General features: G+C 61.1%; 10 protein-coding genes and 1 pseudogene. 8 read left to right on the top strand and 3 right to left on the bottom strand.

Going from position 1 to position 12,303, the window contains the following annotated elements:
• Position 1: 1 nt before the first annotated feature.
• Complete coding sequence (locus MTX19_RS35330; RefSeq protein WP_280981328.1) at positions 2-1,075, bottom strand: redoxin family protein; 1,074 nt, start codon at positions 1,073-1,075, stop codon at positions 2-4.
• Positions 1,076-1,768: 693 nt separating this feature from the next.
• Here MTX19_RS35330 and MTX19_RS35325 point away from each other — a divergent pair.
• From MTX19_RS35325 to MTX19_RS35310, 4 genes and pseudogenes are all read left to right on the top strand, one after another.
• Positions 1,769-2,373 (top strand): annotated as a pseudogene (locus tag MTX19_RS35325) (sulfite oxidase-like oxidoreductase).
• On the top strand, positions 2,366-3,112 hold the full coding sequence (locus MTX19_RS35320; protein WP_280981327.1) for a ferredoxin reductase: 747 nt from the start codon (positions 2,366-2,368) through the stop codon (positions 3,110-3,112). The pseudogene MTX19_RS35325 and the gene MTX19_RS35320 overlap by 8 nt, the downstream one beginning before the upstream one ends.
• A gap of 255 nt (positions 3,113-3,367) precedes the next feature.
• Positions 3,368-4,054, top strand: a complete 687-nt coding sequence (locus tag MTX19_RS35315) for an antibiotic biosynthesis monooxygenase (RefSeq protein ID WP_280981326.1) — start codon at positions 3,368-3,370, stop codon at positions 4,052-4,054.
• Positions 4,055-4,279: 225 nt separating this feature from the next.
• Positions 4,280-4,660 carry an ATP-binding cassette domain-containing protein gene (locus MTX19_RS35310; protein ID WP_348638246.1) on the top strand — a complete coding sequence of 127 codons (381 nt, stop codon included), beginning with the start codon at positions 4,280-4,282 and terminating at the stop codon, positions 4,658-4,660.
• On the opposite strand, the gene MTX19_RS35305 is transcribed toward MTX19_RS35310, so the two are convergent.
• Both MTX19_RS35305 and MTX19_RS35300 read right to left on the bottom strand, forming a co-directional pair.
• Positions 4,641-5,105, bottom strand: coding sequence for a DUF1348 family protein (locus MTX19_RS35305; RefSeq protein WP_280981325.1), 465 nt, complete (start codon positions 5,103-5,105; stop codon positions 4,641-4,643). The two genes, MTX19_RS35310 and MTX19_RS35305, sit on opposite strands and share 20 nt — an antisense overlap.
• A gap of 142 nt (positions 5,106-5,247) precedes the next feature.
• Positions 5,248-8,112, bottom strand: a complete 2,865-nt coding sequence (locus MTX19_RS35300) for a winged helix-turn-helix domain-containing protein (RefSeq protein ID WP_280985704.1) — start codon at positions 8,110-8,112, stop codon at positions 5,248-5,250.
• A 1,021-nt stretch (positions 8,113-9,133) separates the two neighbouring features.
• Here MTX19_RS35300 and MTX19_RS35295 point away from each other — a divergent pair.
• The 4 genes from MTX19_RS35295 to MTX19_RS35280 all read left to right on the top strand — a co-directional run bounded on the left by MTX19_RS35295 (position 9,134) and on the right by MTX19_RS35280 (position 12,300).
• Positions 9,134-10,069 (top strand): LysR family transcriptional regulator, encoded by a 936-nt coding sequence (locus tag MTX19_RS35295; protein ID WP_280981323.1) that lies wholly within the window; start codon positions 9,134-9,136, stop codon positions 10,067-10,069.
• A gap of 58 nt (positions 10,070-10,127) precedes the next feature.
• Positions 10,128-10,790, top strand: coding sequence for a peroxiredoxin-like family protein (locus tag MTX19_RS35290; RefSeq protein ID WP_280985703.1), 663 nt, complete (start codon positions 10,128-10,130; stop codon positions 10,788-10,790).
• 59 nt (positions 10,791-10,849) lie between these two features.
• Complete coding sequence (locus MTX19_RS35285) at positions 10,850-11,416, top strand: N-acetyltransferase (protein WP_280981321.1); 567 nt, start codon at positions 10,850-10,852, stop codon at positions 11,414-11,416.
• A gap of 89 nt (positions 11,417-11,505) precedes the next feature.
• Complete coding sequence (locus MTX19_RS35280) at positions 11,506-12,300, top strand: gluconate 2-dehydrogenase subunit 3 family protein (protein ID WP_280981320.1); 795 nt, start codon at positions 11,506-11,508, stop codon at positions 12,298-12,300.
• Positions 12,301-12,303: the final 3 nt, after the last annotated feature.

The raw sequence follows: 12,303 nt of genomic DNA, 5'->3' as shown, positions 1-12,303 counted from the left end.
GTTACTTACTCGACTGTAGCGACGAAATCGCGGTCGCAAATTCCCCAGGATCTCCCTCAACCAGCTTGATGAGGTGTCCACGGGTGTCGATGAGCGCAACAGCGGGGAAGCGCTTGACGCCGAACGTACGGAACGCGATGCCAGTTGAATCCACGGCCAGTGGGACGCGCGGCTTCATTTTGGCTTCATAGTCGGCCAGTTCCTTGGGCGTCGTCCACAAATGGGTCATTACACCAAGCCACTCGATGGAACGGTCGGCCGCTAGTTTGTCGACCTCCTCGCGCCCTTTTTGGCAGTTCGCCGCCTCATCCGGTTGCGCGCTCTTCACGTAGTCCTCACACCAGGTGGCTGAGAAGTAGACCGCACGGAGATGAGACGCGGGGCCAGACTGCAGGGCGATGGCCTTTCCATCCGAGGTACGAAGTTCAATTGCCGGGATTCCATCTCCCGGCTTCAAGGTCACAAAGTCCGCGAGTTTGTTCGTGGCGACATCGCCTGGCACTACCTTGCTTGCCAACGCTTGTTCGATCGCGGCGTCCAGCTTCGGTCCATCCTGGTGGCCCGCAAAAATAACACGCCCGTCGCGACCGAACACGAGATGAACAGGAGTTGCGTCCATCCGGATCCACTCGCTAAGCCGTCCATCGTCGATGGCGACCGGCATCTTCAGGTCATTTGCTTGTACGAATTGCTTCACCTTCCCGGTGTCGTCGCCCACTCCGGCATTCACCGCGATGACCGTCATTTCATCACCGTGAGAAGCGAAAATCTTTCTTAGGCCTAGCATTTGGACCCGGCAAGGAATGCAGTAGGTCGCCCAAAGCTTCAGATAGACCGGCCGCTTCCCATAGAGGTCTGCGAGGTCAATCGACTTTCCGTCGATGGATTTCAGCGTAAGCACCGGTGCGGGTTGGCCGACATGCTCCGCCAATACGGGATCTTCCTCGATATAGCCCGGGTCGTCGGCCGAGCGGGAGGCGCTTGTCTGGTTTGCATCGGCGCTCGACGCCGCCCGTGGTGGCGCGCCGTACACACCGCAGAGCATCAGAAAAAGCAAAGCCTGACCTACACGCATGAAGTTACTTCCTCCAAAGTATCGGTCCTTCCACAGTCGAGATCGACCGGCTAGGCGTAAAGGACGCTAATCATCGGTTCTTGGACGTTCACTCGCTTCGATTGATGGCAGTCGACCACATTCAAGTTTGTCGATCGCGCATTGCGCGCGCATCTCCCAAGAAGAGAAGCCGAAGATACGGATAAACGCGTCGCGCATCCGCATGGCGTCCCGCAAATCCTACATAACGTGCGAGGGCATTCAGAAGTATACCGCTCATCAGGCTTGGATTCGCCAACACGGAAAATAGCACTGCCGATTTCCCGTTCACAGTGACCCGCAGCTCGGCTCGCATACCGGAGCACGATAGCATATATGCTTCGCTACTACGGTCGTACTAGCGCCAAGTCTATGCTAGTCGGTCGCGCCGGAAGTCCGAAAGCCGTGTCTGAGCATCCGATACGTTCGTCTTGACAGCCTTCTTACTGGCCCGGCCTCCGTGTAACCCCGCGAGCACCGAGCGACGAACGATCGACCCTCAGCACTCGGACGGCCTTCATAACGCACGGCTATCGACTTCATGGCGTGACGTCATTTCCCATTCGCGGGGCGGAACTCCATGCTTCGCCCAGACTTTGCTCATCCGGCGCATAGCAGCTTAGCGCATTGTACAGGACTGAGCTCCTTATCACCCGCCGACGGAGAAAATCCCCTATGATCACTCGCGGTTTCACAGGCCGCCAATCCGGATCAGAACCATCGGACCGGATCCCCCGGGACAGCACCTCGTCGACAGTTTCCCGGTGCTTACGGCCGGCCCCACGCCGCGAATCGAGCCCGCGGACTGGAATTTCACGCTCGAGGTCGGACCTCGACCGGTCAAAGCGTGGAGCTGGTCGGAGTTCGACGCGCTCCCACGAACCAAGATGACGCGAGACATCCACTGCGTGACCTCGTGGTCGAAGCTCAACACAGCCTGGGAGGGCGTGGCCGTCGACGACATCCTCGCCGACGCTGGCCTTAGCGCACCCACTCCGTTTGCACTCGCACATTGCTACGACGGATACTCCACCAACGTGCCGCTGGCCGACCTCGCAACGGGGAAGGCGATGGTCGCGCTCAAGTACGAAGGCCAGTCGCTGTCGCGCGACCATGGGGGACCGGCGCGTCTACTGGTGCCGCATCTCTACTTCTGGAAGTCGGCGAAGTGGGTGAACGGGCTTCAGTTCACGGAGCGCGACGAGGCCGGCTTCTGGGAGCTGCGCCGGTACCACATGCACGGCGATCCGTGGAATGAGCAGCGATACACGAATGACTGAAGCGATTGCCACAACCGCGCGCTGGCAGAGCTGTGCGATTGTCGAGATCGCGACGAGAACGCCGGCTATCAAGAGCTTCTTTCTCCGCCTCTCCGAAACGTTCGACTATACGGCCGGACAGCACGTTGACGTGCGGCTGACTGCGCCCAACGGCTACACTGCCATGCGCAGCTACTCGATCGCCTCGGCCCCGAGCGATTCCGAGGTGATCGAGCTGGCGATCGAGCGCCTTCCGGACGGCGAGGTCTCCCCGTTCTTCCACGACGTCGCCCAGGTAGGCGACACGATCGAGCTTCGCGGGCCGCTTGGCGGACACTTTCTCTGGCCGGGGCCTTCCGACAAACCGGTGCTCTTTATCGGCGCCGGCTCCGGCGCCGTGCCGCTCATGGCGATGATCCGGTATCGGAAGACCAGCGGTGAGGCGGTGCCTGTCGTGCTGTTGCTCTCCTCCAGGACCTGGGGTGACGTGCTGTTCAGGGACGAGCTCCTCGAGCTCGAGAGGTCGCTTCCCGATTTCGCGCTCGCCTTGGCTCTGACACGCGAGCCGGCGACGCGCCGCACCGACTTCAGCAGGCGGATCGACGGCAGGATGGTCGCCGACGTTGCGGGGCGGCTGCCTGTGTCCCCCGGCCGCGCCTTCGTGTGCGGGTCGAACGCCTTCGTCGACATCGCGGCGGACGCCGCGCTCGCTTTGGGACTGGAAGCCGGGGCGATCAAGACCGAACGCTACGGCGTTTGAGAGACGATCGCTCTCGCTTTGCGAGAGGATAGTTTTCGCAAACGCCAGATTATCCGTGCGGCCTGCGCCAGCTACGGTCATACCGGAGCAAGAAGACGTGTTGGTGAAGGAAACAGGAGCCACGCGGATGCTGTCCAAAACGATCGATGTCGACGGCTTGAAGGTGTTCTGCCGTGAAGGCGGCGGCGCGGCTGGCGGGGGCACTTCGGCATCGAGATCGACTACGTCGCAGCACTCTGGGAGCGGGATACAACCATGTTTTCAGTGATTTTCGAAGTCCTCCCCAATGGAGGGAACTGGGATGACTACCTCGACAACGCCAAGATGCTGCGCCCCGAGCTGGAGCAGGTCGAGGGCTTCGTCGACAACATCCGCTACAAGAGCCTGATCCGCGAGGGCTGGATCCTTTCGCTTTCGAACTGGCGGGACGAGAAGTCGCTCGTCCGCTGGCGCACCCGCATGCGCCATCACGAGGCTCAGCACAAGGGCCGCGACGAAATCTTCGCAGACTATCACCTCCGCGTCGGCCAGATCACTGCCGACAATCAGATCCCCGCGAGGTACGCCCTCACGGAGCAGCGGCTCGACGAGACCGAAGTCGGGGAGGGAACGACGGTCACGCTGATCAACGCGACTCGCCCCTCGGAATGGAAGCAGACCACCAACCCGTACGACTGCGCCGAGTGGCTCGGCCTGAACCCGTGGGCGGCCGACAGCACGTCCTGGGACATCTTCGACGCCGTGCTCACGCCCGGCGACCTGATTCTGCTCATATCCTGGAAGGACACCGCTGCAGCGCAGGCCTACGAGGACACATCCGCGCCGAATGATAAGGCGAGGATCCGAAGAGTGCGGATCGTGCGCGACTACGGGAAATACGACCGTCGCGAGGCGCCTCAGTACTACCCGGACGCCAAGGGCGGCGAGACCCTCCGCGCCTAACACCGCTCCGTCGGGAAGGGCGGTCTAGCTCGACTCTGCGTCCGCCCAGCCAGCCATTCATGCGTCCGGCCGGGCTCCCCGAGACGCGCCGTGCTGTCAGGCGGCCCCGCTCGGCATCATGGCAGCTGTGGTTGTGCCCTGCATGCTCGAGCGCAAGCAGTTCGGCCAGCCAATCGGCGACTTCCAGCTCACGCAGGGCAAGCTCGCCGACATATCGCCCTAAGCGTGACCCAGGGACAGGTGCTCGGCATCGTCGGCCGCAACGGCGTAGGCAAGACCACGACGCTGAAGGCGATCATGGGATTGGTCGACGTATATACCGGTACCATTGCGATCACTGGTCGCGCACGCTTTCGGCCCCCGTTGGAAGGCCCGCGACGAACTGCGTGCCCCGTCGAGGTGGGCTTGCGGATCGATCTCGCGGCCTTCAACGGCGATTCCGAGCCGGACGTTGACGATGCCGGCGGCGCGGTACGTCGTGGCGTCCGGCGGGAAGATCGAGTACGCCGACAACATCAGCGTCGACTACACGTGGCTCGGCGAACCGTCCGAACTGATCCCGAGTCCGCGCCCACCTCGCCGCGCACTAGAGGTCAAAATCGCTGAGCTCGGGATGGTCCTCGGGCCTACGTCCGAGGGGCCATAGAAAGATTCGGTCGGCCTCATCAATCGGATGCTTGTCGATACTCTCTATGCATCGCCGAATTAGTCCGTTCTGATCGAACTCCCAGCACCCATTTCCGTAGGTTCTGAACCATTGGCCATTGTTGTCGCGGAATTCGGATGCGAACCTGCCAGCGATCCGATCGCCGGTGAACGCCCAGAGTTCGGCCACTACACGGTAGTCAAGTTCCCGCGCCCATTTGCGTCCCAGGAACTCCTCGATCGCGGCCCGTCCCGACAAAAACTCGGTGCGGATACGCCAGCTGCTGTCGACTGAGTATCCCAGCGCTACCCGAGCCGGATCGCGGCTATTCCAACTATCCTCCACGAACCGGACTTTTGCTGCTGCGGCATCCTGGTTAAACGGAGACGAGGGGCGAGGCAACATAACGTCGCTCCGACGAGTGAGTGCAATTGCGCCGCACACTGGCGGTATAGCCGGTCCGTTGCGAGTTTATTGATGTGAGAAAGTGTGAAGAGCCCGGCCGATATCTCCTGAACGCGCGCGAAACCGACCAGTTTAAACCGGATCAGGAATGCGGGGGCCTGGTAGCGAACTCATCGAGCTGGTTTTTTGCCATGATGAGATCGGCCGTCCCAAACCCTTCCGTAAATCGCCCATAAACCTCAGAGAGAATGGCCCGCGCTTGGTCGACGCGTCCCTGGTTCGCCCACAACCGGCTCAATGCCAGAATTGATCGAAGTTCCCACCCGAGGGCAGATTGCTGCCGAGCGCAATCCAGCGAATCCTTGAGCGAAGCCTCGGCCGCCAGCGAATTTGCCGGCGATGCCGCGAGGAGTACCGCCGCTCGAGCCCGTAGTATGTCGGGCAGTTCAAATGTTCCGATGCCGCGCATGGCGTCAGCGACAGTCGCATCGATGATGGTCGCCGCTTCCGTCACCTGTCCGGTTCTAGCCAGAGCTTCGGCCAACGCACGAGAAAATGCGGATGAGAGTATGTATTGCCGCTCGGTTCGCAGGGTCGAGAGCGCACTGCGCAAGTCGTCGATGCCGCGCTGCGTTTCGCCCCTCGTGAACATAAGCTCTCCTCGCAAACCGAGCCCGCCAGCATGATAAGGCGTGAGTGAGTACGTGGCCGCATAGGCGATAAGCCGCTCTATGAGCTCTTCTGCCACTTGCCGGTCGCCCCGCCATAGGAACACCTGAGTGGCATAGAGAAGGGAAATGCAGAGCGTGACCGGATGTCCTTGTCTTGCAGCGAACTCAATTGCCTTATGTCCGAATTGAGCGGCTCGATCCGAGAGACCCCGATCCCACAATGTCCGGGAGTAGCCGATTAAGGCTCTTACATAGTGATTGTATCCGAAGGAGTGGACCTCGCTTACTCCGGAATCTGCTGCGCGCGCAAAACCGCTCTCGTAGCTTTGCTGCGCGGCGCTTTGCTCTCCTACGAGGTGATAACTCGCCCCCAGCATCCACTCTGCCATCACGGTCTCTCGTGGCCCGCCAAATTTCCTCGCCAACGACGCATAGCGCTCCGCCGCGGCCAACGAGCCGCGAAAATCGGCGAGCCGAGCCCGGTACAGATTGAGACCGGCCAGCAATTCCAGCTGAGAGTCGACATCTCCCAAGGACTCTGCAAGACAGAGTCCGCGTTGGAGGGCTGTCTCCACCTCCTTGCTATTGCCGTGAACATAAGTCGAGGATATCGCCAACGAAAGTTGCAGCGCGAGCTCAAGCTTTGTTCCGCGATCTTCGTCGTTCAGTGCTTCGATCGTTTGCAGAGACCAACGCCGGCACTCGATGAGCATCGACATGCTGAGAAACAACGGCACTGCACCGGCGGCCAACGCAACCCCGACGGTGCGGTCGCCCGATGTCGAGAAGCTCCATTCGAGGGCTGCCCTGATATTGCCGATCTGGCGCGAGTAGGCGGTGAGGTCGCGATTCATTGATATGTTGGCTCGAATGCTTCCGAGACGCTCGGCGAAATAGAGCGCGTGCCGCCTCGCGACCGCATTTTCCGTTCCCCGTCTTTTCAATTTGATCGCGGCGTAAGCCCGCGTCATGTCAAGGAGCCGGTATGACCATGCGCCTTCCGTTCGCGAGATAGAGATCAGCGACTTCTCGACCAGGCCGGTAATGAAATGCTCGATATGAAACTCGCCGCGATCAAGCTCGAACGCTATAGCTTGCGCCATCTCTATCGAGAATGCGCCGACAAAGACGGACAATGTACATAGGACTGTTTGCTCTTGCTCGGAAAGGAGATCATAGCTCCAGTCGAGCATGGCCAGCAGCGTTTGGTGTCGCGGCACGCCACGCCGCCCCGGCCAAAGCAGCATCAAGCGCTCGCCAATCAGCTGTGCCAGGCCCTTAATGCCGTAAGCGCTGGTCCTGCTCGCCGTCAGTTCTATAGCTAAAGGCATCCCGTCCAGCTGACGGCAAATGCTGGCTATGACGGGCGCTTCCTCGTCGCTGAGCTCCTGCCGATATCCCCCGGCGGCGGCGCGGTCCATGAAGAGCTGAGCAGCGGGAGAGGCGAGAGCCTTGGCTGCAGTCAGAGTAGTCTCGTCGGATGGACTGTCGAGGGGCGGCAGGGGATAGATGTTCTCACCCTCGACCCGTAGGGCCTCCCGGGTGGTTGCGAGGATGTGTACAAGCGGGGTGCTGCGAAAAACACTTTCGGCGAACGTCGCGACCGGTTCAACCACGTGCTCACAGCTATCGAGAACCAGCAGGGCCTTCTTGTCGGCAAGGAATGCCAAGAGACGTGGCAGCGAATCCTGAGTCCGATCGAGACACCCGATGGCTGACGCTACCGTGGAAACAATCAGTGCACCATTCCGGAGCGCGCTGAGATCGATAAGGTAGACGGCGTTGTGGAAATCGGTTGTCATTGCATGCGCGACGGCGACCGCGACAGTGGTCTTGCCGACACCGCCAGGTCCGACAATGCTGACGAACCTCCTCAACGTAAGCTCCGAGCGCAGGATTCCAACAGTTTCGTCTCGGCCAATCATCCGTTGCAAGCGCGGCGGGAGCGCCTGGAGCTTGACTCGCTCAATCGAGGCGCCAGCGGAGGGCTGCGATAGTGCCGCGCTCTGGACCGGCGCAACAAAGCAATAGCCTCGGCCCGGAATGTTGGTGATATAGCGGGCGCCGCCTCGACCATCACCGAGCGCCTTGCGGAGTCCTGCGACATGGACCCGAAGACTGGATCCCTCGACGACAACATCCGGCCAAGCCCGCTTGACCAGCTCCCTGTGACTCACCACGTCGCCGGCGCGCCGGATCAGAGCGATCAGGATGTCGAGAGCACGGCCGCCCACCGCCACCGGCTCACCCTTTTTCACCAACAATCTCTCGGCTGCGATCAGGCGAAACGGACCGAACTCAAACACTTCGGCGTCGTCGTCTGCTCCCGACTGCAACGCAGGTACCTCACTTTCCCGGTGATCTGCCCCAACCCCTGATCATCTAGCACATTTCCGGCGGTGTCGGGTACGACGATCAGAAGCAGGCAGAATCCCCCACACCGGCGGGCCGAGTGGCCGCCCGAAGAAGTAGGAGAACTCCGCCGCTGTGATGCTCGAGCACCGATGTATTCCTGAGAAAAGTAAATGTAAACTGCGTGATGGAATACATCGCCGAGGTCGGGAAGGACAAACCGATGGGCCGCGCGCAAGCGACATTCAGGCCGTGCCAATTGCCTTTATATTGGTTTTATCATGTCAAGTTACAACGGTTCATCCAGGGCTTGGACGATAGCATCTTTAAGGGGGCATTTGCCGGGTTTTAGGGGGCAGCCGAATTTAACCGCTTGATCCGTGCTCTGGCGCTTCGCCGCACGAAGATACTTAGAAATTTTCCTTGTTGATGGTAGTTGGCGTCGAGCCGGACCCGGCCGCGGACAATGGCATCAGTTCCCGAAAAGTTGCGCGAACCATGATCCCCCATTGACACCGATTCACGAAGTTTAACGAGACACTTTTCAGCTGACGTTATAGCCATCGTCGAGACGATACGCGCCAACTCGATGGGCGTCTTTGTGCAGGGCGGATGATCCAGTCGCTCCAGATCGATGGTACTTCGGGGCCGCATGAAGAGCAGGAGCTCTTCGTGGCCAGGGCCGAAGTTGCAGAAGCCGGCAATTTGCCCGGCTTTACTCGCTGCGGCGGCACAGGCAGGTCAGTGAGCGCCGGGCCCGCTGGTCGCGGGGGCACTCGGACCCAACTGCGATCCAGAACGAAAGATCATGACGGTACTTGAAGCAATCTGGCCAGACTCTCAGAGATACCAGAAAGCGTGTCCATGCGTCCAAATTAGCGGGCCGGGCCGTTCCAGCGTGTTCATCCAAGTTGCATCTATGCCCCTGCTTGCGACGTGTCCCGTCACGTCGTCGAGTGCGAAGGCTCTTCAGCATTGACAGCAGCAACTTGACGGAGAAAAAGCATGGAGCTTCATCAAATTCGCTACTTTCTCGCTGTCGCGTCTACACTCAACTTCACCCGCGCGGCCGAGCAGTGCAATGTCACGCAGCCTGCGCTGACCAAGGGGGTGCAGAAGCTCGAGCAGGAGCTCGGCGGCCAGTTGATCTACCGCGAGCGCAGGCTGACGCAGCTAACCGACCTCGGAAAGGAAGTCCTTCCGATGCTGGAGCGCACACTGGCCTCGGCGGAGGCGGTACGTCGCCGAGCCCAGGAGTTCCAACGCAAGGAGGTCGCGCCGCTGAAGATCGGCCTCGCTCCATCCATCTCGGCGTCGCTCGTCCTCGATCCGATCGCGGAGATCGCAAAGTTCGTCCCCGGATTTCAGGTCGAGCTGCGTGAGGGCGCGACGGAGAAGCTCGTCGACCTCTTACTTGAGGGGGAGATCAACGCCGCAATGGTCGGGGATGTGCAAGACATGCCTGCCCGCATCGACGACTGGTCGCTGTTCGAGGAGCGCTACGTCGCGCTTATCGCGCCGACACACAAGCTCGCAAACCGTCCCACGATCGGCATCGACGACCTCCGCGAGACCGTCCTGCTAGAGCGTGTCGGATGCGACGTCGCCCCGAAGATCCAGCGGTCGTATTTCCCCGAGGAGCCGCCCCACTTTGGCCACTGCAGCAGTTACGACTTGCACCTACAGCATATGGCCGCGGCCGGCTTCGGCGTGATGCTCGCGCCCGAGCACATGCCGCGCCTTCCAACGCTCAAAATCATTCCGCTCGAAGGCAACCCGATTTCGCGGGAGGTGCGGCTGCTGGCTGTGCAGGGGCGCCGCTACTCCCCGGCGCTGGACGCTTTCGTCAAGGTCGCCCGGCTTCGCGATTGGTCGGTCGAAGTCCCCTACTGGGGCATACCGCACGCTACGCTTCCGGAGACGGCGAGCGCGACCGCATGACCACGCCGGCGGCCAACCGCTTCCAGCCAATCGATCCGCAACCTGACGACGCACCGCGATGCCAAGCCAGACCGACAAGACACTCTTCCAGATTCGCGCCGAGCTGTTGACGACGTTCAGCGCCGCGGATTGGGAGTCATACAACCACCTCGTGGGCTGGCTCCGCGACACAGACGTAGCATCGCACGCGTTGAAGGTCGGAGACGACGCGCCGGACTTCCTCCTACCGGACGCCGACGGCCGTCTCCACTCCTCCGAACAGCTGCGCCGCAACGGACCCCTGGTCCTGAGTTTCTTTCGAGGCGGCTGGTGTCCGTTCTGCACCGCTGAGCTGTGCGCCCTCCAGGCCGCGAAGGACGAGTTCGAGAGCGTCGGCGCGACCCTCGCAGTCGTGACGCCCGAGACGAGGGACTTCCCGCGGCAACTCAAGCGGAGCCTGGGCTTGGACCTGAAGGTGCTCTCCGATGTCGACTACGGCGTTGCCTTGTCGTATGGCGTGCTGTTCCGGGTGCCCGACGAGACCAAAGTGCATTATTCCGGGCTGGGCTTCGACTTCGGCGCTCGGCACGGGTCGCCGATCTGGATGCTGCCCATTCCCGCGACCTACGTGATCGACGCAGAAGGCCGCATCCGCAGCGCGTTCGTCGAACCCGACTTCACGATACGAGAGGAGCCGGCGCAAATCTTGGCCTCGTTGCGCCAGGTCGCTTCCACGTCTTAGTGGGGGAGGCAGTAGCTCGAAGCGACATCCACGACAATCCGGCCGTGAGCCGGTCTGAAATGCCCCTCGACGACAGCGCGCTCGCAGTCGCCTACTACAAGGTCAAAGACGGTCGCGTCGTCCTGCTCCACACAGAGGTGCCACATGAGCTATCCGGCCTAGGGTTCGGATCGAGGCTGGCGCACGGCGTTTTTCGGAGCGTTGCGACGGGAAGAGTGATCGCGAAGTGCCCCTCATGTCTCCCTACGCGGCCCGGCGCCACAAGTACGGAGCGCTCCTCGATGGCTGACCGCGGACCGACGGGACGCGCGCGCACAACGCTTTTGACGATGATACCCTCTGCCTATCGAATGCATGTCCAAAGGGAATTTCTAATTTCGTCAGCTGCGTCCGATTCTGAGGTCCACTGGGCCGGGCGAGCACACGAGGTCGCCTCGACAAGGATCAAGACTATTGCGCCGAGCCGCGCGGGCAGCAAAGGGGACCACTATGAAATTACCGAGGACTGTCGGCTTGGCTGTCATGGTTTCGCTGGTCACGGCCGCCGTGGCTGCGCTCGCGCAGATCAGCGGAGCGGCTTAGCCGGGCCGACAGCGAACGCGCCAGGCAGACTGAGCTCCGGATGATGCGACCCCCGTTTCTGCCACACAGGGGACGCCTCGCACATGGATGATCTCGCGCGTACGCCACGATCAAAAAGTGGACTGCAACTCCGATGACCAATGATCAGAGCAACAAAACCTTCCATCCGAATCGTCGAGGTTTTCTCGGGGGTGCCGCTGCCACGGGCGCTGCTTCGCTGGCTCCGGGTGTTCTGATAGGAACCACCGCGGCAACCGCAGCTCTCGCGGAAGCATCCGAACTGGTCTCCTCCCAGCCGGTGGATGCTTCTGCGAATACTATCGCTGCCAAGCTGCCGTCACCCATGCCCGGTTATCTGTCTTTCGGCCCGGACGAAGCAGGTTTCGTCGAAGCAATGGTCAACGTGATGTGTCCGGCCGACGCGCTGACGCCGAACGGGGTCGATTGCGGGCTTGCGGTTTATGTCGACCGACAGCTCGCCGGCGGTTTCGGCAAGGGCGCGCGGCTTTATATGCGCGGCCCTTGGCTGCAAGGCGCACCCGAGCTCGGCTATCAGTTGCCGCTCACGCCCGAACAGTTCTTCAAGGTAGGTCTCGCCGCCGCAGATACGGCCTGCCAAAAACAGTACGGCAAGCGTTTCAGTGAAATGGACGAGAGAGGTGCGGACAAATTTCTTCAAGAGCTGTCTGGCGGCAAGGTGACGGACGAGCGCGTACCACTCGGCTTGTGGTTCAACAAACTCGTCTACCCGCTGTTCGTTGAGGCCTGTTTCGCCGACCCGATCTACGGCGGTAATGTCGGCAAGGTGTTCTGGAAGGCGATTGGCTATCCAGGTCTCCCCGCGCTTCACGCGCAAAACATGATTGATTTCCGTGGCAAGCCCTTCCCTGGTGCGGCCGATCCGAAATCCGTCGCCGACTTCGCCTGAGGG

The organism is Bradyrhizobium sp. ISRA464, from assembly GCF_029910095.1.
Lineage (GTDB): Bacteria > Pseudomonadota > Alphaproteobacteria > Rhizobiales > Xanthobacteraceae > Bradyrhizobium.
The sequence above is the reverse complement of the archived record's forward strand: the minus strand, read 5'-3'. Positions and strand labels throughout refer to the sequence as shown.